The sequence below is a fragment of the Pandoraea nosoerga genome, assembly GCF_902459585.1.
In the GTDB taxonomy this organism is placed as follows: Bacteria; Pseudomonadota; Gammaproteobacteria; order Burkholderiales; family Burkholderiaceae; genus Pandoraea; species Pandoraea nosoerga.
This window is the reverse complement of record NZ_CABPSC010000011.1, coordinates 171,465-192,810: the sequence shown is the minus strand read 5'-3', so window position 1 is coordinate 192,810 and position 21,346 is coordinate 171,465. Positions and strand designations below refer to the sequence as shown.

Sequence of the window (21,346 nt, the reverse complement as noted above, 5' to 3'; positions counted from 1 at the left end):
CGACAGGATCGATACGCGCGCGGCTTGCGCCCGGGCGCGGCGCCGGTCGCTCGACCGGCGGCGCGCCTGCGGCGCTCAGATTTCGAGATTGTCGATCAGGCGCGTCGTGCCGAGCTTCGCGGCGGCGAGCACGACCAGACTCTCGGCCGGCGCCGCCCCCGGCGCGGGCACGCGCAGGTTCGCGCGCTGACGGATCGACACGTAATCGGGCTTCCAGCCGCGCTCGACGAGCGTTTGCATTGCGGCTGCTTCGAGCCCCGCGTAATCGGTCTTGCCGCCGTTCACCTCGTCGCGGATCTGGTTCAGCAGACGATAGAGCTGCGGCGCTTCGGCGCGCTCGGCCTCGGACAGATAGCGGTTGCGCGAGGACAGCGCCAGACCGTCGTCGGCGCGCACCGTCTCGGCGGCGATGATCTCGATGGGCAGCGCGAACTGGCGGCACATGCTGCGCACGATCATCAACTGCTGGTAGTCCTTTTTACCGAACACGGCCACGCGCGGCTGCACGCACGAGAACAGCTTGGTGACCACCGTGCACACGCCCTTGAAGAATCCCGGTCGGAATTCGCCTTCCAGAATGTCGCCCAGGTCGTGCGGCGGCTCGACGCGATACTCCTGCGGCTCCGGATACATCTCCTTCTCGTCCGGCGCAAACAATACGTAGACGTTCTCGCGCGTGAGCTTCTCGATGTCCTCCTGCATGGTGCGGGGGTACTTGTCGAAGTCTTCGTTCGGCCCGAATTGCAGGCGGTTCACGAAGATGCTGGCGACGACCGGATCGCCATGCTGGCGCGCCAGTCGCATCAGCGACAGATGCCCTTCATGCAGGTTGCCCATCGTGGGCACGAAGGCGATGCGATTCTGCCCGCGCAACTGGTCGCGCAGTTCGGGAATCGAGGGGATGACTTTCATTGAGGTTCCGTGCGTGGCGCACGCGGCTAGCGTGCGGGAGTGGCTTGCGCCTTGCCGGGCAAGGGGCGGGGCCGCCAAAATGTCCGGGGGATTGTAGAGGAAATCACAGCGGGCGTGCGCAAAACCGCGCTGACGAGGCGGACTCGGGGTTTCAGGCCCGAACGCGGCCGGATGGGGCGCCCGGCCGGCGCTCAGTTCGGCGAATAGGTCAGGCGGACATAGATCGGCGCAAACGGCTCGGCCTGCGTGATTTCCAGCAGCGATTCGCGCGAGAGCTCGAGCATGGCGATGAAGTTCACCACCACGACCGGCACGCCGCGCGTGACGTCGAAGAGCTCGGTGAACTCCATGAAGCGCGCGCCCTGCAGCCGCCGCAGAATCTGGCTCATGTGCTCGCGCACCGACAGCTCTTCGCGCGAGATCTTGTGGTGCTGCACGAGCTTGGCCCGGCGCAGCACTTCCGCCCAGGCTGCGCGCAGATCCTCGGCGTCCACGTCGGGAAAGCGCGGCTGGAGGCTTTGTTCGATGTAGACCTGCGCGCGCAGGAAGTCGCGCCCGAGCACCGGCAGCGTGTCGAGCTTCTGCGCCGCGAGCTTCATCTGCTCGTACTCGAGCAGGCGGCGCACCAGTTCGGCGCGCGGATCCTCGGCTTCTTCGCCGGTGTCGGCCTTCTTGACCGGCAGCAGCATGCGCGACTTGATCTCGATGAGCATCGCGGCCATGAGCAGATACTCCGAGGCGAGCTCGAGGTTGGTCCGGCGGATCTGGTCCACGTAGAGCAGGTATTGCTTCGTGACCTGCGCCATCGGGATGTCGAGCACGTTGAAGTTCTGCTTGCGGATCAGATACAGCAACAGGTCGAGCGGGCCTTCAAACGCTTCGAGGAAGACTTCAAGCGCGTCCGGCGGAATGTACAGGTCGTTGGGCAGCGCGAAGAGCGGCTCGCCGTAGAGGCGCGCCCGCGCGACGCCGTCGACCGTGTCCGGCGTGGAGTCGTGGCCGTCTTGCGGGGCCGGCAATTCCGTCGCGGCGCCGTTGCCGGCGCTCGCCGCCAGCGCGTGAGGCACATGAGCCACCTGCGGCGCATCGTCCGCGACGCCCGCCGCATCGGCGTGCGTCGCCGCCGGCCCGATCTCGGCGATCGGCTCGGGAGATGGCTCGGGCATCGGCTCGGGGGCGTGCGACGGATCGTCAGGCGTCGAGGGATTCAATGCGGGCCTGCAGCGGTGGCGTGGCGGGAGCGTTATTCGCTCTGATAGACGTAGGGCTGCTGAGCCACACGCGACTGCTGAGCGCGGCGGCGCTCGTCCAGGTCGATCGGCTGCTTGTCCCACAGCAGCGCACGGCCCTGGCGTTGCTCGGCTTCGAGCGTCGGCTTTTCCGCCTTCAGTTGCTTGAGGAATTGAGTGATGTCGGACTCGTACATGATCGGCTTGCGTAAAAATTAGGCAGATTCGGCGAAAACGAAAGCGGCGCCATCGCAATGGCGCCAGTCGCTGCCGATTTTACCGCAAACGCGTGCCGAGTCGCGGTTTCGACGCTTTTGGGACGCGCCGGTCAACGGGACGCACGGTTATGGTCAAATACGCACCACGAACGCTTCGCACGTTGCTTCGTCGTGCCATGCTTGCACCGGCCGTGCGATCGGGCATCATTGCACGCACGCCGGACCACCGGCGGCGATATTTAAGACTCCAAGGAAGGTTTTGACCGTCTCGCAGATCAAACCCGGACACGACGCCTGGCGTCGCTTTCGTGCGTGCGTTCGTGCGTGCGTTCGTGCGTCCTCCCGTGCGTGCGCCCTGCCGGCCACATGGACCCGACTGAGCGGCCTGGCCGCGCTTGCCGCCGTCGCCACGCTCGCGGGCGGCCTGGCGGCTCCCCGCGCGGCGCTTGCCGACTATCGCGTTCGCATCGAGGCGCCCAAGGGCCTCGAGAAACTCCTCGAGACCAATCTCGACCTGGCGCGCTACGCCGGGCGCGACGACATTGGGGACGCCCAGTTCGAGCACCTCATCGCCACCGTCGGCGAGCAGGTGCAGGAGCTCACGTCGACCGAGGGGTACTTCACGCCGGTCACGCATGTGGATGTGGCCACCATCAACGGCAAGCGCGATGTGCGCGTCACCGTCGAGTCCGGCCCGCGCACGCACATCAAGGACGTCGACCTGAAATTCACCGGCCCGGTGGCCGAGAGCGATCCGCAGCGCGTCGCGCAGTTGCGCCACGCCTGGGAACTGCCGGTCGACGCGCCGTTTCGCCAGGCCGACTGGGACAAGGCGAAGAACGATACGCTGTTCCAGCTCGGGCAAAAGCGCTATCACGCGGCCAGGATGACGTTCTCGCGCGCGGTCGTCGACGCCGATCGCGAAGCCGCCTCGCTTGCGGCCACCTACGACAGCGGCCCGCCGTTCACACTCGGGCCGCTCGTGATCACCGGCACGCGCCGCTATCCGGCCCAAATCATCCGCAACGTCAATCCGCTGTCCGAGGGCGAGGCGTTCGACGCCGACCGTCTGCAGGAACTGCAGCGCCAGATCCAGGCCACGCCGTACTTTTCCAACGTGATCATCTCGGTGACGGAAGACCCGTCGAAGGCCGAGAACGCGCCGGTGGAAGTGAAGGTGCGCGAATTTCCCGAGCATCGCGTGCAAAGCGGCGTGGGCTATACGACCGACACCGGCGCGAGCGTGAACGGCCGCTATTCGTACTACAACCTGTTCGGCCGCGCGTGGACGTTCGACACGCAGGCGCGTCTGGAGCAGTATCGGCAGGGCGGCTATGCCGAGATTGCCATGCCGCCCGACACGAGCGCCTATACCAACAGCCTGCGCGGGTCGTTCGATCGCACCTATCTGAACGGGCTCGACCAGCGCTCGGCGCAAGTGGGCGTCAAGCGTGCGCGCTCGCGCGAGCGCTACGACTGGGCTTACACGCTCGATCTTTATCGCACCGACGAGCGTCCCGACGGCGGCGCGCGCTTTCTCAACAAGGCGCTCGTGCCGGCGTTTTCGTGGAATCGTCGCGACGTGGACGACCTGATCTTTCCGCGCAAGGGCAACATCATCAACACGCAGATCGGGTTTGCCGCCAAGCCCGTACTCACCGACCAGAGCTTCGTGCGCCTGTACGGCCGCATCCGCCAGTATTTCCCGGTGGCCGAGCGCGACCTCGTGCTGGCCCGCCTCGAACTCGGCGCGGTGCTCACGAACGGCAACAGCAACCGGATTCCGTCGTCGCTGCTGTTCTTCGCGGGCGGCACGTCGTCCATTCGCGGCTACACGTATCAGAGCATCGGGCGGCAGCAGAACGGCACCACGTACCCGACGAAGTACCTCGGCACGGCAAGCCTCGAATATCAGCGCTGGGTCACGCGCGACTGGGGCGGGGCGGTGTTCTGGGACGTCGGCACGGCCACCGACGATTACCGTCGTCCCACGCCGCTGTATCACGGCGTGGGCGTCGGCCTGCGCTGGCGCAGTCCCGTCGGGCCGGTAAACGTGGACCTCGGCTACGGCGTGCACGACCGGCGCTTGCGTCCGGCCATCTCGCTGGGGGTGGCGTTCTGATGACGACGATGCCGCTCCATGCCGTCACACCGGGCCGCCCCACGCCGGCCGCGCCTTCGACGCCAGCCCCGCACGCGAGCGCGGCAGGCGATGTCCGCGACGCCGGGCGGCGGACGCGCGAGCCCGTGCTCACCTCACCCGGTCATGCCAATCCGCCGCCCGGGCCGGGCGACGTTCCACCCGCGCCACCCCCGCCGCCGAAGCGTCGTCGCTGGGGCCGCGCGCTCGCGGCCGCATGGCTGGCCGTGCTGCTCGGCGTCGTGCTGGCGCTCGGCGCGCTGCTCTGGGCAATGTCCAGCGAGCGCGGCAGCCGCTGGCTTTGGCAGGCGGCCGTCGCGACGCTCGGCGGCAAGCTCGCCGGCGACTGGCGCGGCGGCACCTTCGCCCATGGCTTCACCGTGAACGACGTGCGTTACGTGGACGGCGCCACGCGCATCACGGCGAGCCGTCTGGAGAGCCGCTGGGCCCTGCGGCTGCGCCCGCTGCACTTCACCGTGGACAAGCTGCACGCCGGCCAGATCGATCTTGCGTTCGCCCCTTCGCCGCCGTCCGCCGCGCCCGCGGCGCTGCCGACCAGTCTGCGTCTGCCGCTTGGCCTGACGCTGGGTGACGTTCGCGTCGCCAGGCTCGCGCTGCACTCGCCCGAGCTGGTGCTCGAGGACATCCGTCTTGCCGCGCGCAGCGACGGCACGCAGCATTCGATGGTGCTCGAGCACGTCGGCACGCCATACGGCCAAGCGCAGGCCGACGTGCAGCTCAACGGCCAACGCCCGTTTGCGCTTGGCGGCAACGTTGGCCTGCGCGCGCGTGCAGGCGACGTGCCGGTCGCGCTGCAGGCGAAGCTCTCAGGCTCGCTTGACGCGCTCGTGGTCGATCTTGCCGCGAGCGGCGAAAAGCTCGCGGGTACGGCCCACATCGCGGCATCGCCGTTTGGCGCCGTGCCCCTCTCGCGTGCGCAGATCGCGCTCGATCACGTCAACCCGCGCGACTTCAGCCCGGGCGCGCCGCAGGCGGACCTTGCCGTGCAGGCCGACTTGCGCCCTGCCCCGGGCGCGAAGGAATTGCGTGTGCTCGGGCCGGTATCGGTCGTCAACGCGAAGCCGGGGGCGATCGACGACGGACGGTTGCCCGTGGAGCACCTGCGTGCCGAGGTGCTGCTCGACGCCACGCGTCAGGCGTTGACCGGCATCGAGCTGAAATTGACCGGGCGCGCGGTGTTGACCGGCAGCGGAGCGTTGCGTCGCGAGAAGGTGGCGACCGCGGCAGCGGCCACGCCGGCGTCCGCAGGCGGCGCGGCGGGGGCCCCGGTTCCCGCGCTGGCGCAAGGTGACGCGTCGCCCGCGCCCGTCCCGCCCGCCACGGCGCAGGCAACCGAAGCAACGGTCGGCGGCTTCGCCTTCACGATGCACGATCTCGATCTGCGTGCGCTTCACGGCAAGCTGCCGCCGACGAAGCTCGGCGGTCCGCTCGACGTGAAGCTCGAGCCGGCTGGACAGCGCATTGTGCTCGACTGGCGCGACGCCACTCGTCGCGTCTCGGCCGATGTGGCGCTCGATTCGAAGGGCACCACGATTCATGCACTGTCGCTCGACGCCGGCAATGGCCGTATCTCGGCCACCGGCGCGCTGGCGAACGACGACGCCGGCGCGTACCGGGCGCAGGTCAAGCTCTCGCGCTTCGACCCGGCGACCTGGTACGACCTGTACGGCACGGCCACACGCGGGCGGAAGAACCCCGCGGCGAGCGTCACCGGACAGCTCGAAGCGCAAGGCGCGCTGCGTCCCGAGCTTGCACTGACGCTCAGGTTCGCGCTGCAGGACAGCGTCTACGCGGATCTGCCGATGAGCGGCGCCGGGACGGTGAAGCTGGCGGGCGCGCGTTTGCTGCCCAGCGATGCGAATCTGCTCGTCGCGGGCAACAAGATCGTCCTGCGGGGCAGCTTCGGCGCGCCGGGCGACCGAATGGCGGTCAACGTCGACGCCCCGGCGCTCGACAAGCTCGGCTTCGGGCTGGCCGGCCGCATGCAGGTTGACGGGCAGGTGTCGGGAACGATGGAGCGCCCGGTCGTGGCGGCCACGCTCGCGGCCGACCGGCTGGCGTTCGGCGAGCACACGTTCGAGCACCTCGCCGGCAAGATCGACGTTAGCGGCGCGCTGCCGGGCGCGCCCGGCGACCGGCTGAACGTGACGCTCGACGCGCAGGGGCTGCGCAGCGGCGTCGCGCGTCTGGACCGCCTGAGTCTGGCGCTGGCCGGCACGCGCGGCGCGCATGCGCTTCGTCTGCGGGCGGCAGGCAAGCTGCGCGAAGCGCCGCTCGACCTCGGTCTCGATGCCGCGGGCGCCGTGACGAACACCGCGGGCAAGCCCGGCTGGCGAGGCACGATCCAGACGCTCGAAAACCAGGGGATTCCGAAGATTCACCTTGCGGCGCCATGGCGCGTCGAAGCGAGTGCGGCGAGCGTGCATCTCGGCGCGGCGAAGCTCGTCACGGGCGCCGGCGCGCTGTCGCTCGCGAATCTCGACTACGGCGGGGGCCAGTTGAAAACGACGGGTACGGTCGATACGCTCGACATCGCGCAGGTGCTGCGTGTCGTGCAGTCGGTGACCGGCGAGATGCCGCCCGTGGCGAGCGATCTCGTGCTCGACGGCAAGTGGGACTTGCGCACCGGGTCGCGTGCCGACGGCTTTGTCGAGATCGTGCGCCGCAGCGGCGACGTGACGCTGCGCCGGGCCGGCGTGAACGATCATGTGAAGGTCACCGTGACGGGCATTCCCGACCTGAGCCCGGAGAAGGGCGGCGTAGGCGCGCGAGTGCCGCTGGGCCTCTCCGAGCTGCGCGCGCGCATCGACCTGTCGGGCCAGTCGGCGCGCACGAGCGTGAAGGCCGTGTCCTCGCTCGTCGGCACGCTCGACGCCGACGTGCAGACCGGCTTGCGCGTGGCCAACGGCATTCCCGAGCTGCCGGACGACGCGCCGCTGGCCGGTCGCGTGGCCGTCGTCATCCCGAATCTCTCGAAATTCGAGAATCTCGCGGGGGCGCAATACGCCTTCAAGGGCCGGGCGAGTCTGCAACTGGCGCTCGCCGGTACCGTTGGCAAGCCGCGCCCGACCGGCGAACTGACGGCCGACGATCTTGCCGTGCAGATGTTCGACACCGGTATCAGCGTGAAGGACGGTCGCGTGCGCATCGCGCTCACGCCGACCGAGATCGTGTTGCGCGACGTTGTCGTGACCGGCGGCGGGGGCGGCACGGCCCGCGCGACCGGCAACGTCCGGCTCGACACGCCGGAGCCGGCGCTCGGCATCACGATCACGGCGGACAAGCTGCAATTGTTCGCCGCGCCGGACCGGCAGCTCTCGCTCACCGGCGACGCGAAGGCCACTGGCAGCGGCGACGCGATGTCCGTCACCGGCAAATTCACGGTGGACCGCGCGCGCTTTGCGCTGCCGCCGACTTCGGCGCCCAGGCTCGGCGACGACGTGGTGGTCGTGCGCGGCGGGGCGCAGGCGCGCACCAAGCCGCTCGACCCGAAGGAGGAGGCCGCGCGCATCAGCGAAAAGCCGACGAGCCGCTTCTCGCCGCACATCAACGTCGAAGTCAATCTCGGGCGCGACTTCCGCTTCATCGGGGCAGGCGCCGACCTGCTCCTGCGCGGTAGCATGCGCGTGCAGAGCGATCCGCTCTCGCCGATGCGCGCGAGCGGCACCATCACGGTGGCCGAGGGCACTTACGAAGCGTTCGATCGCAAGCTCGCCATCGAGCGCGGCCAGATCAACTTCGTCGGCCCGCTCGACAACCCCGACATCTACATCCAGGCCATGCGGCGCAATCAGGAAGTGGCGGCCGGGGTGCTGGTGACGGGGACCGTGCGTCAGCCGCGCGTGTCGCTCGTGTCCGAGCCGAACGTGTCGGACGAGGAGAAGCTGTCGTGGCTGCTGTTCGGCCACGGCCCGGACGGCGCGGGCCTCGGCCAGCGCCAGGCAATGGCCGGTGCGGCCACGGCGCTGCTGGGCGCCGCGGGCGGCAAGCGCATCATCAAGGATCTGGGCATCGACGAATTCAGCATTGGCACCAGCGACTCGGGCCTCTCGGACGACGAGCAGGTGGTGAAGATCGGCAAGGCGATTTCGGACAACTTCGCGCTCGGCTACGAACAGAGCCTGACGAGCGCGGCGAGCATCGTGAAGGTGACCTGGCAAGTCTCGCGCCGCTGGCAGCTCGTGCTGCGCACCGGGTCGCTGTCGGGCTTCGACGTGCTGTTCAACCGCCGCTTCGATTGACGCGGCAGCGGCAAGACGCGCGTCGCGAGGCGCGCGCCCGAGAGCAAGGAGGGAGTATCGATGAGAGCGTCACTTCGTTTCGTTCATGCGGCGCCCTGTGCGCGCCGTGGCCTTCGTTGGGGAGTCGCCATGGGATTGTTTGCGAGTCTGTTGGGCCTGTTCGGCTGTGACCAGCAGCAGATCGACAAGGTGCGCGAGAAGGCGCGCGACACGTTCAATGCCGTCAAGCCGGACGATATGCTGTTGCGCGACTTGAAGCCCGGCGTGAGCACCGAAGCGCAGGTGCGCGGGCAAATGGGCAAGCCCGAAATCGTCTGGGAGAACGACGACGGCTCGCGTCGTCTGGAGTATCCGCGCGCGCCGGGCGGCTTGCGAACGTACATGGTCGACATTGCGCCCGATGGCAGGCTGCGCAGCGTGACGCAGGCGCTCGTGGCGGAGAACTTCGAGCAGGTGCGCCCGGGCATGACGCAGGACGAAGTCCGGCGCCTGCTCGGCAAGCCGACGAGCGTGGCGGACTACCGCCTGAAGAAGGAGACGGTGTGGAGCTGGCGCTGGCTCGAGGACGGCGTGAACACGCCGGGCCTGTTCAACGCGCACTTCGGGCCTGACGGCCGCGTGAGCGTGACTTCGCGCTCGCCCGACCCGGCCTCGGAGCGCCCCTGAGCCGCATTACCGTGAGCTGGCGCCGTCGGCCGCACCCGCACGAGCGGCGGCGCTGGCCGACGCATGACGGTGGCGATTCGTCACCATGCGCTCGTGCAGACGCGCGATGATGCGACTGCCGGTTTTCTCGAACGCGAACGGTAGCAGCGCGTGTACGAGGCAGGCCAGGCATGCCCCCAACAGCGGCAGCGCGAAGGAGAACGCCGAACCCATGTGTTGGAGGTAGTTTTCGCCGACAGAGGCTGGATGTTGAGTGAAAATTTTCATGTCGACCTCTATTTTCGGAATGTTTTTGAAGTCTACCTGCCTCGATAAGGTAAAGGCTTTCAAAAGCACCGGCGAATCGGGTACGATTTGGAAAATTTTTCCTCGGAGTGGCTGTCGTGGACAAAACCGATCTCGCGATTCTGGAAAATCTGCAAGAAGACGCCTCGCGCTCGCTCGGGGAATTGGCCGAGGCCGTGCATCTGTCGCCTACGCCGTGCTGGCGGCGTGTGCAGCGTCTGCGCGAGAGCGGCGTGATCACGGGGCAGGTGACGCTGTGCGACCCCCAGCAACTCGATCTGCGCGTGACCGCGTTCGTCTTCATCAAGGCCGCAACGCACAGCGAGGACTGGATGCTGCGCTTCGTGGAAGGTGCGCGCGAGCTGCCCGAGATCGTCGAGATTCACCGCATGGCCGGCGAAATCGACTATCTGCTCAAGGTCTATCTGCCCGACATTGCGGCGTATGACCGCTTCTACAAGAAGCTCATCCGCGTGGCCGATCTCCAGGACATCAGCGCGAGCTTCTCGATGGAGACGGTCAAGTTCACCACCGCGCTGCCGGTGGACCATCTGCGCTAGGCGCTGTCGCCGCCCGCGTCATGGACGTTGGCGGTCGCGCCCACCAGACCACCGGCGAGGCCGGCCGCAAGACGTGGCCGGCCAACGGGCGCGCCCCTTACTTCACGCGCATGCCCGGCTTCGCGCCGTTGTGCGGCTCGAGGATGTAGATGCCGGGCTCCGCCTTCTCGTCGGCGGCCGACGCGGCGAGCACCATGCCTTCGGACAGGCCGAACTTCATCTTGCGCGGCGCGAGGTTGGCCACCATCACCGTGAGCTTGCCGACGAGCGCCTCGGGCTGCGGATAGGCCGACTTGATGCCGGAGAAGACGTTGCGGGTCTTCGTCTCGCCCACGTCGAGCGTGAGCTGCAAGAGCTTGTCCGAGCCTTCCACCGCCTTGCAATCGACAATGCGCGCAATGCGCAGATCGATCTTCGCGAAGTGGTCGATGGTAATGACACCGCTGTCGCCACTGTCGCCGCCGACCGCTTTGTCGGCCTTCGGGGCCTCCTTTGCACCGGCGCCCGCCTTCGCGGCCTTGCCCTTGGCGGCCGCCGCATCGGCTGCCGGCGCGCCCGCCTGCAGCGAGTCGCGGTTGGCGGCGAGCAGCGCTTCGATCTGCTTGCCTTCGACGCGCGTCATCAGATGCTTGTATGCCGTGATCGCGGTGTCGGCGGTGAGCGGGCGCTCCACGTCCTGCCACGTTTGCGGGGCGATGTTCAGGAAGCGCTCCACGGCCTCCGCGGTGACCGGCAGCACCGGCTTGAGATACAGCGTGAGCAGGCGGAACGCTTCCAGGCACACCGAGCATGCCTCGTGCAGCGCGGCGGCCTGCGCCGGGTCCTTCGCCAGATCCCAGGGCTTGACCGTGTCGACGTAGCCGTTGACCGCGTCGGCCTGCTCCATCACCAGCCGCAGCGCCTTGCCGAACTCACGCGCCTCGTAGTGAGCGGCGATCTGTGCCGCTGCACCGCGCACCTGTGCGAGCAGCGCGTGCTGCATGGCGTGCGCCGACACGCGGCCGTCGAAGCGCTTGATCAGGAACCCGGCCGCGCGGCTCGCGATGTTGACGTACTTGCCCACCAGATCGCTGTTCACGCGCGCGATGAAGTCATCGAGGTTCAGGTCGATGTCTTCCATCGTGTTGCCGAGCTTCGCGCCGATGTAGTAACGCAGCCACTCCGGGTTCAGACCGGTGTCGATGAAGCTTTGCGCCGTAATGAACGTGCCGCGCGACTTCGACATCTTCTGTCCGTCCACCGTCAGGAAGCCGTGGGCGTACACGTTGGTCGGCGTGCGATGACCCGAGAATTCGAGCATCGCGGGCCAGAACAGCGTGTGGAAGTACAGGATGTCCTTGCCGATGAAATGGTATTGCTCGGTGGTCGAGCCGGGCCTGACCCATTCCTCGAAGTTCAGCCCGCGCTTCGCGCACAGGTTTTTGAAGCTCGCGTAGTAGCCGACCGGGGCGTCCAGCCAGACGTAGAAGTACTTGCCCGGCGCGCCCGGAATCTCGAAACCGAAGTAGGGCGCGTCGCGCGAGATGTCCCAGTCGGCCAGCGTGGATTCGCCGTCTTCGCCGAGCCACTCCTTCATCTTGTTGGCCGCCTCGGGCTGTGCGAGGCCGGCCACCCACTTGCGCAGGAACTGCTCGCAGCGCTTGTCCGAGAGCTTGAAGAAGTAATGCGTGGACGTCTTGCGCACCGGCGTGGCGCCCGAGACGACCGAATACGGATTGATCAGGTCGGTCGGCGCGTAGGTCGAGCCGCAGACTTCGCACGAGTCGCCGTACTGGTCCTTCGCGCCGCACTTCGGACACTCGCCCTTGATGAAGCGGTCCGGCAGGAACATTTCCTTGACCGGGTCGTAGGCCTGTTCGATGTCGCGCGCCTCGATGAGGCCCTGCTCCTTGAGTGCGAGGTACACGCTCTCGGACAACTCGCGGTTCTCTTCGGAGTCGGTCGAATAGTAGTTGTCGAACGAGATGCCGAAGCTGTCGAAGTCGCGCTTGTGCTCCTTCCAGACGCGCTCGATCAGTTGCCGGGGCGTGAGCCCTTCCTTCTCGGCGCGCAACATGACCGGCGTGCCGTGCGTGTCGTCCGCGCCCACGTAGTACACCTCGTGCCCTTGCATTCGCATGTGCCGCACCCAGATGTCGGTCTGGATGTACTCGACCAGGTGACCGATGTGAATCTGGCCATTGGCGTACGGCAGGGCGGAGGTGACGAGAATGCGGCGGGACATGGGGATGGAGTCTGCTGTTGAGAAAAACCGGGAAGGGTCGATTCTAGCAGGCGGGCGAAGTTGCCGCCCAAATGGTGTCGTCGGGCGTCGCCGAGTGCCGTGGGGCTGCCGTGCGGATGTGCCGGGCATCCCGGCGCGCGCCGGGACATCGTTGGGGCGGCGCACCCGGCGGATCGCGCGGCCAAAAAAAAGCCGGAACGAAAGGTTCCGGCAGAACTAGGCACACGTAACGTCAATAACAAAGAGGAGATGGAAGCGCCCACGGTAGGCACTTCCGCAGAGTCTGAGCCCCGCCGCACGGGTTTAGTTCAACACAAGCGCTGACTTTCGATGGTGCATTGCAGCATGCGAGACTCGCCTATTACGCGCGCCGAAAAGCAACATGCCCGGCGAGCCGGGCATGTGCGTGAGACGAGCGCAGAGCGATTGTTGGCGCAAACGCGCCGAAAGATCGTCAGCCGCGCGGTGCTTGCTGATTCGGCGCGTGCAGCAGGATTTCCACGCGGCGATTCTGGGCGCGGCCCTCGGCCGTGGCGTCCGATGCGATCGGTTGGCTCGACGCCACGCCGGTCGCGCTCAGGCGGTTGGCGGCCACGCCGCGGCTCGTCAGATACTGCGCGACGTTGGCTGCGCGCTGTTGCGACAGGGGCACATTGATGCGATCGCCGCCCGTGCTGTCGGTGTGGCCCACGATGCTGGCCGTGATGCCGGGGTTCTGATTGAGCGACGTGGCAACGTCGTCGAGCACGGCACGGAAGTTCGGCTTGATGTCGGCGCGGCCCGTGTCGAACGTGACGTCGCTCGGCACGGCGACCTTGAGCGAGCCGTCCGGCTGTTCGGAGATCGTGGTGCCGGTGCCGGCGGTGTGCCCGCCCAGCGTATTCTTGATGGATTGCCAGTTGTACCCGGCCGCACCGCCTGCAGCGGCGCCCACGGCGGCGCCGATCAGCGTGCCGGTGGTGTTGCCACCGATGAGGTTGCCAAGACCTGCCCCGACCGCGGCGCCGACACCGGTGCCCACAGCCGTGTTGGTGCCCTGCTGCGTCTGGCAGCCGGCCAGCAATGCGGCGGCGGCCAGAACCAGTGCGGAAGCGTGCAGAGTGTTCTTGTTCATTTGAGGCTCCTTATCGATTAGCTAAGCAGTGATGAGACACGCGCGAGCACTTCGTCGAAGCACGCGCAGCCCGCAGGGGTTTTAAACCGGCAGGCGCGCCGTCTCTTACAATAGCGCCGAGTGTCAACCGCAGGCAAGCGCAGTTTGCCGCGACGGCTGGTCCCCATGACACGCGCGCCTCGCATGCTAATCGAGAGCGCGCGCCACGGATGTTACAAGTTGTTAGCGCCGTGCCGGGCGTTCTCCGGCGCGCCTCGACAGAGCGAGAGAGACACATGGAAGTTGCCCAGATCAATGAAGTGCTGCGTGGCATCGTCGACCCCGATACGGGGCTCGATCTGATCGCCGGAAAGTATGTGAAGCAAGTCGCGGCGGAGCACGGCCACGTCGGCATCCAGATCGAATACGGCTATCCCGCGAAGAGCCAGTTCGACGCCATGCGCGCGCGCGTTACCGAGGCCGTCGGCAAGCTGCCCGGCGTCGAGCGCGTGGCCGTCGAAATCAGCCAGAAGATCGTCTCGCACGCGGTGCAGCGCGGCGTGAAGCTGCTACCCAACGTAAAGAACGTTGTCGCGGTGGCCTCCGGCAAGGGCGGCGTGGGCAAGAGCACCACGGCCGTGAACCTGGCGCTCGCGCTCGCGGCCGAAGGCGCCAACGTCGGCATTCTCGATGCCGACATCTACGGCCCGTCGCTGCCCACGCTGCTGGGCATTCACGGCAAACCGGAATCGAAGGACGGCAAGACGCTCGAGCCGATGATCGGGCACGGCCTGCAGGCAAGCTCCATCGGTTTTCTGATCGAGCCGGACAACCCGATGGTGTGGCGCGGCCCGATGGTCACGCAGGCGCTCGAACAGCTCCTCAACCAGACGAACTGGAAGGACCTCGACTACCTCATCGTCGACATGCCGCCGGGCACGGGAGACATTCAGCTCACGCTCGCGCAGAAGGTGCCGGTCACGGGCGCGGTCATCGTGACCACGCCGCAGGACCTGGCGCTGCTCGACGCGCGCAAGGGGCTCAAGATGTTCGAGAAGGTCGGCGTGCCGATCCTGGGCCTCATCGAGAACATGAGCGTGCATATCTGCTCGAACTGCGGTCACGAGGAGCCGATCTTCGGTGTGGGCGGCGGCGAGCGCATGAGCCATGACTTCGACGTGGATCTGCTCGGCAAGCTGCCGCTCGAGATGAGCATTCGCGTGCACGCCGACGCCGGCATGCCGAGCGTGGTCGGCGACCCCGACGGCCCGGTGGCGGCGCGTTACAAGGCCATCGCGCGCAAGGTCGCGGTGAAGATCGCGGCCAGGCAGAAGGACATGACGAGCAAGTTCCCGTCGATCGTCGTCCAGAACACGTAACGGGCGGGCCGTCCGGGCCTGGAGCGCGCGAGGAGCGGCACGGGAAGCCCCGCGGGGCACGGGAGGACCGAAAACCTCACCGCAGCGCAACAATCGCGTAAAATACGCCCACTTTTTCACGTACCACGCCCATTCAGGCCCACACATGAGCATCAAGTCCGACAAATGGATCCGGCGTATGGCCGAAGAGCACGGCATGATCGAGCCCTTCGAGCCGTCGCAGATCCGGTATTCCCAGGACGGGCAGAAGATCGTCAGCTACGGCACGTCGAGTTACGGCTACGATATCCGTTGTGCGGCTGAATTCAAGATCTTCACGAACATCAATTCGACGATCGTCGATCCGAAGAACTTCGACGAGAAGTCGTTCGTCGATTTCTCGGGCGACGTGTGCATCATTCCGCCGAACTCGTTCGCGCTGGCGCGCACCGTGGAGTATTTCCGCATTCCCCGCAACGTGCTCACGGTGTGCCTGGGCAAATCGACGTATGCGCGCTGCGGCATCATCGTGAACGTGACGCCGTTCGAACCCGAATGGGAGGGCTACGTGACGCTGGAGTTCTCCAACACGACGCCGCTGCCGGCGAAGATCTACGCCAACGAAGGCGTGGCGCAGGTGCTGTTCTTCGAATCCGACGAAGTCTGCGAGACTTCGTACAAGGATCGCGGCGGCAAGTATCAGGGACAGCGCGGTGTCACGCTGCCGAAAACCTAGCCCGTTACGCTCGATCGGGCTTGACTCGCCGCCGGTGAGCATCCTCTCCATTGCAATGCCCAAGAGCCACGGCCATGTCGGACCGTGGCTCGTTCTTTTGTCGAAGGAACGCCAATGAAATTCCGTTTCCCGATCGTCATCATCGACGAGGACTTCCGCTCTGAAAATATCTCCGGATCCGGAATTCGTTCCCTGGCGGAGGCCATCGAAGCCGAAGGCATGGAAGTCAACGGCCTCACGAGCTATGGCGACCTGACCTCGTTCGCGCAGCAGGCGAGCCGCGCGTCGAGTTTCATCCTGTCCATCGACGACGACGAGTTCGGCACCTTCTCGAGCGAGGCGGGCGGCGAAGGCGAGGGCGAACTGGCGCTGGCGATCATCAACCTGCGGGCGTTCGTGCAGGAAGTGCGTCGCCGCAATCCTGACATTCCGATTTTCCTCTACGGCGAGACGCGCACGTCGCGCCACATCCCGAACGACATCCTGCGCGAGTTGCATGGCTTCATTCACATGTTCGAGGACACGCCGGAGTTCGTGGCGCGCCACATCATCCGTGAAGCCAAGTCGTATCTCGACTCGCTGCCGCCGCCGTTCTTCCGCTCGCTTACGCATTATGCTGCCGATGGCTCGTACTCGTGGCACTGCCCCGGCCACTCGGGCGGCGTGGCGTTCCTGAAGAGCCCGGTGGGCCAGATGTTCCACCAGTTCTTCGGCGAGAACATGCTGCGCGCGGATGTCTGCAACGCGGTGGAAGAACTCGGCCAGCTGCTCGATCACAACGGCCCGGTGGGCGCCTCGGAGCGCAATGCGGCGCGCATCTTCAACGCCGATCACCTGTTTTTCGTGACCAACGGCACGTCGACCTCGAACAAGATCGTGTGGCACGCGACGGTGGCGCCGGGCGACATCGTCGTGGTCGATCGCAACTGCCACAAGTCGATCCTGCACGCGATCACGATGACCGGCGCCGTGCCGGTGTTTCTCACGCCCACGCGCAACCACCTGGGCATCATCGGCCCGATTCCGAAGTCGCAGTTCGAGCCGGAAGTCATTCGCGCGAAGATCGAGGCGAACCCGTTCGCGCGCGAAGTGCTCGAGCGCGATCCGAACGCCAAGCCGCGTATTCTGACGATCACGCAAAGCACTTACGACGGCGTGATCTACAACGTCGAGATGATCAAGGAACTGCTCGGCAACAACATCGACACGCTGCATTTCGACGAGGCGTGGCTGCCGCATGCGGCGTTCCACGAGTTCTATCGCGACATGCACGCCATCGGCGAGGGACGTCCGCGTTCGTCCGAAGCGACCATCTATGCCACGCACTCGACGCACAAGCTGCTCGCGGGCATCTCCCAGGCCTCGCAGATCGTCGTGCAGGATTCGGAAGCGCGCACGTTCGACACGTATCGCTTCAACGAGGCGTATCTCATGCATACGTCCACTTCGCCGCAGTACGCCATCATCGCGTCGTGCGACGTGGCCGCCGCGATGATGGAGCCGCCGGGGGGCACCGCGCTCGTGGAGGAGTCGATCGTCGAGGCGCTCGATTTTCGCCGCGCCATGCGCAAGGTGGCCTCGGAGTATGGCGATTCGTGGTGGTTCTCGGTGTGGGGGCCGGAGAATCTCGGCGACGAGGGCACGATCCAGCGCGAGGACTGGGTGCTGCGCGCCAACGATCGCTGGCACGGCTTCGGCGATCTGGCCGACGGTTTCAACATGCTCGACCCGATCAAGGCGACGATCATCACGCCGGGGCTGGACGTGGACGGCGAGTTCGGCGAGAGCGGCATTCCCGCGGCCATCGTCACCAAGTACCTGGCCGAGCACGGCATCATCGTCGAGAAGACAGGCCTGTACTCGTTCTTCATCATGTTTACCATCGGCATCACCAAGGGGCGCTGGAACTCGATGGTGACCGAGCTGCAACAGTTCAAGGACGACTACGATCACAACCGGCCGCTGTGGCGCGTGCTGCCCGAGTTCGTGGCGCAGTTCCCGCGCTACGAGCGCATCGGCCTGCGCGACCTGTGCGACCAGATCCATAGCGTGTACAAGGCGAACGACGTGGCGCGCGTGACGACCGAGATGTACCTCTCGGACATGCAGCCGGCAATGAAGCCGACCGACGCGTTCTCGAAGCTGGCGCACCGCCAGATCGATCGCGTGCCCATCGACGAGCTCGAAGGTCGCGTGACGAGCGTGCTGCTCACGCCGTACCCGCCGGGCATTCCGCTGCTGATCCCGGGCGAACGCTTCAACGCCGCGATCATCGAGTACCTGCGCTTCGCTCGCGACTTCAACGAGCGCTTCCCGGGCTTCCATACCGACATTCACGGACTGGTGGTCGAGGAAGTGGACGGTCGTCCGGAGTACTTCGTGGACTGCGTGCGTCAGTAGCGCCCGGCGCCGGTGCGCCGGCGTGGGAGAGCGCAGGAGAGCGCAGGAGAGCGCAGGAGGGCGCAGGACGGTGTGTTGCCGCCCCGGCCCGTGACACCCCACGGCCCCGTGTGAAAGCACGGGGCCGTTTTGCTTTGCGCTGGCGCCATACGCCGTTTCCCGCGATGCTGCTTTCTCAATCCGGCGGCGCTCGAAGGCGGCGTCTCGGGGGGAAATCGGCAAAAACGCGAATTGGCTGTGAAATGTCGCGAAATTCATGACAATCGCGTGCAAGCGTCGGCCGGACATTCCGCGAGTGTCGCGTTTGTGGTTTGACTCCAGTTTGACGGTTTTGGGCGTTTTCCTAAAAGATTGAGCGGATCGCGTTGCTACACTCGACGCATTTTTTCGCGCAGGAGGGGTCATGAACGTCACCCGGGAACTGGTCTTCACCACCTACGGCACGCTGGTGTGCGCGACTTTGGTGTTGTTGCTCGGGCGCAAGCTGGTCGAGTGGATCAGGCCGCTGCGCACGTACAGCATTCCGGAGCCGGTGGCCGCCGGCCTGCTCGTGGCGCTCGGCACGCTCGCGCTTCGCCAGTTCGGGCAGGTCGAACTGCGTTTCGACACCTCGTTGCAAGCGCCGCTCATGCTGGCGTTCTTCGCGACCATCGGCCTGTCGGCCAATCTCGCCAGCCTGCGCGCCGGCGGCAAGCGGCTGGCGCTGTTTCTCGCGATCGTGGCGGGCATGCTCGTCACGCAGAACGCCATCGGCGTGGGACTGGCGATGGCCATGGGGCTGGCGCCGGGCGTCGGCCTGCTGGGCGGCTCGATCACGCTGGCGGGCGGCCACGGTACGGGCGCTGCGTGGGGCGAGACGCTCACCACGCGCTACGGCGTGCAATCGGCGCTCGAGATCGCCATGGCCTGCGCCACGTTCGGCCTGGTGTTCGGCGGTCTGCTGGGCGGGCCGGTGGCGCGTTACCTGGTCGGGCGTCTGGGCGGCAAGGTGCCGGGCGTGGACGCTGCGAGGGACGCCGCGCCGGAAGGGTTCGAGCAGCCGCATACGGTGCGCCTGATCACGGCGCAGGCGCTCATCGAGACGGTCGCCATGATCGCGATCTGTCTGCTCGGCGGCGAATGGATCGCGCAGCGGCTCTCGGGGACGGCGTTCGAACTCCCCACCTTCGTGTGTGTGCTGTTCGTGGGCGTGATGGTGCGCAACCTGCTGGCGCTCGTCGGCTACGAGGTGTTCGAGCGTTCGCTGTCGGTGCTCGGCAACGTGAGTCTGTCGCTGTTCCTCGCAATGGCGCTCATGGCGCTGCGGCTGTGGGATCTGTCGACGCTGGCCGTGCCGATGGTCGTGATCCTCGTGGTGCAGGCCGCAACCATGGCCGCGTATGCCATCTTCGTCACGTTCCGGCTCATGGGCCGCAATTACGATGCCGCGGTGCTCGCGGCCGGCCATTGCGGCTTCGGCCTTGGCGCGACGCCGACTGCCATCGCGAACATGCAGGCCGTGACCGAGCGCTTCGGGCCATCGCATCTGGCGTTTCTCATCGTGCCGATGGTGGGCGCGTTCTTCATCGACATCCTCAACGCGCTGATCATCAAGGGTTTCCTGTGGTTGCCAATCTTCTGACGCGTGTTCCGGCGTGCATGGTCGCGCAGGGCGCTTCGTCATGAAAAACACCCCGAAGGTTGGATTCACGTCCAACTTTCGGGGTGCAATTCGCGACAGGGCGACTCGTTGCTGACGCCGGAAGCGGTGGCGGCTTACTTGGCGAGCTTGGCGCGGGCGGCGGCGATGGCGCGTTGCACCTGTGCGGGCGCCGTGCCGCCGATGTGGTTGCGACTGGCCACCGAGCCTTCGAGCGTGAGGTAGTCGAAGACGTCTTCGCCCACGAGCGGCGAGAACTTCTGCAATTCGGCGAGCGACAGATCGGCCAGATCGATCTCGCGATCCGAACAGATCTTCACGGCGTGGGCCACGATTTCGTGCGCGTCGCGGAACGGCAGACCCTTCTTCACCAGATAGTCGGCCAGGTCGGTCGCGGTCGAGAAGCCTTGCAGCGCCGCATTGCGCATGTTGCCCTCGCGCACCTTGATGCCCGGCACCATGTCCGCGAAGATGCGCAGCGTGTCGATCACGGTGTCGACCGTGTCGAACAGCGGTTCCTTGTCTTCCTGGTTGTCCTTGTTGTATGCGAGCGGCTGGCCCTTCATCAGCGTGAGCAGGGCGATCAGGTGACCGTTGACCCGGCCGGTCTTGCCGCGCGCCAGCTCGGGCACGTCCGGGTTCTTCTTCTGCGGCATGATCGAGCTGCCCGTGCAGAAACGGTCGGCCAGATCGATGAAGCCCACGCGCGGGCTCATCCACAGCACCAGCTCTTCCGAGAAGCGCGAGACGTGCGTCATCACGAGCGCGGCGGCAGCGGTGAATTCGATGGCGAAGTCACGATCCGAGACCGCGTCGAGCGAGTTCGTGCAGACCTCTTCGAAGCCGAGCGTGGCGGCCACGCGCTCCCGGTCGATCGGGTAGCTCGTGCCGGCGAGTGCGGCGGCGCCCAGCGGCAGGCGGTTCACGCGGCGGCGCACGTCGAGCATGCGCTCGGCGTCGCGGCTGAACATCTCGAAGTAAGCCATGAGGTGGTGGCCGAACGTTACCGGCTGCGCGACTTGCAGGTGGGTGAAACCCGGCAGGATCGTGGCGCTGTGCTGCTCGGCCAGATCCAGCAGCGCGCGGCGCAGATCGCCGAGATGCGCGCCGATGCGATCGATTTCGCTGCGCAGCCACAGGCGGATGTCGGTCGCCACCTGGTCGTTGCGCGAGCGGCCCGTGTGCAGGCGCTTGCCGGCGTCGCCGATGAGCGCCGTCAGGCGCGCCTCGATGTTCAGGTGAACGTCCTCGAGATCGAGTTGCCACTCGAACTCGCCGCGCTCGATCTCGCCGCGGATCTGCGCCATGCCGCGCTGGATGTCGGCCAGGTCCTGGGCGCTGATGATGCCTTGCGCGGCCAGCATGTCGGCATGGGCGAGCGAGCCCTCGATGTCGAACAGCGCAAGTCGCTTGTCGAAGAACACCGACGCGGTGTAGCGCTTGACGAGTTCGGAAACGGGTTCGGAAAAGCGGGCCGACCAGGCTTCGCCTTTCTTGTGGAGTTGGGAGGTCATTGTCGTAGCGTGGCTAATCGAGGCCCATCGAGGCTGAATGAAGCGGACCGTGGCGAAGCACGGCAAACCGCGATTATACAGCCCCCGGGGGCTTTGCCCGGCGGCGCGCG

The 21,346-nt window shown here is 66.5% G+C and carries 15 protein-coding genes; 8 read left to right on the top strand and 7 right to left on the bottom strand.

The annotated features are described in order from the left end of the window. Positions 1-75 precede the first annotated feature (75 nt). The 3 genes from panC to PNO31109_RS15275 form a co-directional block, all read right to left on the bottom strand. Complete coding sequence (gene panC, locus PNO31109_RS15285) at positions 76-912, bottom strand: pantoate--beta-alanine ligase (protein ID WP_150556312.1); 837 nt, start codon at positions 910-912, stop codon at positions 76-78. 191 nt (positions 913-1,103) lie between these two features. Then, a complete protein-coding gene (locus PNO31109_RS15280; RefSeq protein WP_241014151.1) occupies positions 1,104-2,123 on the bottom strand; it encodes a segregation and condensation protein A in 1,020 nt (339 codons plus the stop codon). Between the two features lie 32 nt (positions 2,124-2,155). Then, complete coding sequence (locus tag PNO31109_RS15275) at positions 2,156-2,338, bottom strand: DUF3460 family protein (RefSeq protein WP_150556311.1); 183 nt, start codon at positions 2,336-2,338, stop codon at positions 2,156-2,158. A 376-nt stretch (positions 2,339-2,714) separates the two neighbouring features. Between PNO31109_RS15275 and PNO31109_RS15270 the strand changes: the two genes are divergently transcribed. From PNO31109_RS15270 to bamE, 3 genes are all read left to right on the top strand, one after another. Beyond that, complete coding sequence (locus PNO31109_RS15270; RefSeq protein WP_370750353.1) at positions 2,715-4,481, top strand: autotransporter assembly complex protein TamA; 1,767 nt, start codon at positions 2,715-2,717, stop codon at positions 4,479-4,481. Beyond that, a complete protein-coding gene (locus PNO31109_RS15265; RefSeq protein WP_150556310.1) occupies positions 4,481-8,761 on the top strand; it encodes a translocation/assembly module TamB domain-containing protein in 4,281 nt (1,426 codons plus the stop codon). The genes PNO31109_RS15270 and PNO31109_RS15265 overlap by 1 nt, the downstream gene beginning before the upstream one ends. 129 nt (positions 8,762-8,890) lie before the next feature. Then, the gene (gene bamE, locus PNO31109_RS15260; RefSeq protein WP_150556309.1) at positions 8,891-9,427 is read left to right on the top strand and encodes an outer membrane protein assembly factor BamE domain-containing protein; all 537 of its coding nucleotides are present in this window, start codon (positions 8,891-8,893) and stop codon (positions 9,425-9,427) included. A 6-nt stretch (positions 9,428-9,433) separates the two neighbouring features. Here bamE and PNO31109_RS15255 read toward each other — a convergent pair whose 3' ends face one another. Continuing rightward, on the bottom strand, positions 9,434-9,763 hold the full coding sequence (locus PNO31109_RS15255; protein WP_244958182.1) for a DUF6356 family protein: 330 nt from the start codon (positions 9,761-9,763) through the stop codon (positions 9,434-9,436). A 47-nt stretch (positions 9,764-9,810) separates the two neighbouring features. Between PNO31109_RS15255 and PNO31109_RS15250 the strand changes: the two genes are divergently transcribed. Further along, positions 9,811-10,272, top strand: coding sequence for an Lrp/AsnC family transcriptional regulator (locus tag PNO31109_RS15250; RefSeq protein ID WP_150556308.1), 462 nt, complete (start codon positions 9,811-9,813; stop codon positions 10,270-10,272). Between the two features lie 97 nt (positions 10,273-10,369). On the opposite strand, the gene metG is transcribed toward PNO31109_RS15250, so the two are convergent. Together metG and PNO31109_RS15240 are read right to left on the bottom strand one after the other, a co-directional pair. After that, complete coding sequence (gene metG / locus PNO31109_RS15245; RefSeq protein WP_150556307.1) at positions 10,370-12,496, bottom strand: methionine--tRNA ligase; 2,127 nt, start codon at positions 12,494-12,496, stop codon at positions 10,370-10,372. 454 nt (positions 12,497-12,950) lie between these two features. Next, a complete protein-coding gene (locus PNO31109_RS15240; RefSeq protein ID WP_150556306.1) occupies positions 12,951-13,610 on the bottom strand; it encodes a YiaD family glycine zipper/OmpA-like lipoprotein in 660 nt (219 codons plus the stop codon). Between the two features lie 209 nt (positions 13,611-13,819). On the opposite strand from PNO31109_RS15240, the gene apbC reads away from it, so the two are divergent. The 4 genes from apbC (at position 13,820) to gltS (ending at position 19,704) form a co-directional block, all read left to right on the top strand. Continuing rightward, positions 13,820-14,968 (top strand): iron-sulfur cluster carrier protein ApbC, encoded by a 1,149-nt coding sequence (apbC, locus tag PNO31109_RS15235; RefSeq protein ID WP_277396710.1) that lies wholly within the window; start codon positions 13,820-13,822, stop codon positions 14,966-14,968. A gap of 145 nt (positions 14,969-15,113) precedes the next feature. Next, a complete protein-coding gene (dcd, locus tag PNO31109_RS15230; protein WP_039409253.1) occupies positions 15,114-15,683 on the top strand; it encodes a dCTP deaminase in 570 nt (189 codons plus the stop codon). Between the two features lie 114 nt (positions 15,684-15,797). After that, positions 15,798-18,083 carry an arginine/lysine/ornithine decarboxylase gene (locus PNO31109_RS15225; protein WP_150556304.1) on the top strand — a complete coding sequence of 762 codons (2,286 nt, stop codon included), beginning with the start codon at positions 15,798-15,800 and terminating at the stop codon, positions 18,081-18,083. 403 nt (positions 18,084-18,486) lie between these two features. Continuing rightward, positions 18,487-19,704, top strand: a complete 1,218-nt coding sequence (gene gltS / locus PNO31109_RS15220) for a sodium/glutamate symporter (RefSeq protein ID WP_150556303.1) — start codon at positions 18,487-18,489, stop codon at positions 19,702-19,704. A gap of 134 nt (positions 19,705-19,838) precedes the next feature. Here gltS and argH read toward each other — a convergent pair whose 3' ends face one another. After that, complete coding sequence (argH, locus tag PNO31109_RS15215) at positions 19,839-21,236, bottom strand: argininosuccinate lyase (RefSeq protein WP_150556302.1); 1,398 nt, start codon at positions 21,234-21,236, stop codon at positions 19,839-19,841. Between the last annotated feature and the right edge of the window lie 110 nt (positions 21,237-21,346).

Excerpts from the sequence above, each read along its gene's own strand:
- panC (WP_150556312.1), bottom strand. The coding sequence starts at position 912 with ATGAAAGTCATCCCCTCGATTCCCGAACTGCGCGACCAGTTGCGCGGG.
- PNO31109_RS15275 (WP_150556311.1), bottom strand. The coding sequence starts at position 2,338 with ATGTACGAGTCCGACATCACTCAATTCCTCAAGCAACTGAAGGCGGAA.
- PNO31109_RS15265 (WP_150556310.1), top strand. The coding sequence starts at position 4,481 with ATGACGACGATGCCGCTCCATGCCGTCACACCGGGCCGCCCCACGCCG.
- bamE (WP_150556309.1), top strand. The coding sequence starts at position 8,891 with ATGGGATTGTTTGCGAGTCTGTTGGGCCTGTTCGGCTGTGACCAGCAG.
- metG (WP_150556307.1), bottom strand. The coding sequence starts at position 12,496 with ATGTCCCGCCGCATTCTCGTCACCTCCGCCCTGCCGTACGCCAATGGC.
- PNO31109_RS15240 (WP_150556306.1), bottom strand. The coding sequence starts at position 13,610 with ATGAACAAGAACACTCTGCACGCTTCCGCACTGGTTCTGGCCGCCGCC.
- apbC (WP_277396710.1), top strand. The coding sequence starts at position 13,820 with ATGTTACAAGTTGTTAGCGCCGTGCCGGGCGTTCTCCGGCGCGCCTCG.
- dcd (WP_039409253.1), top strand. The coding sequence starts at position 15,114 with ATGAGCATCAAGTCCGACAAATGGATCCGGCGTATGGCCGAAGAGCAC.
- PNO31109_RS15225 (WP_150556304.1), top strand. The coding sequence starts at position 15,798 with ATGAAATTCCGTTTCCCGATCGTCATCATCGACGAGGACTTCCGCTCT.
- gltS (WP_150556303.1), top strand. The coding sequence starts at position 18,487 with ATGAACGTCACCCGGGAACTGGTCTTCACCACCTACGGCACGCTGGTG.
- argH (WP_150556302.1), bottom strand. The coding sequence starts at position 21,236 with ATGACCTCCCAACTCCACAAGAAAGGCGAAGCCTGGTCGGCCCGCTTT.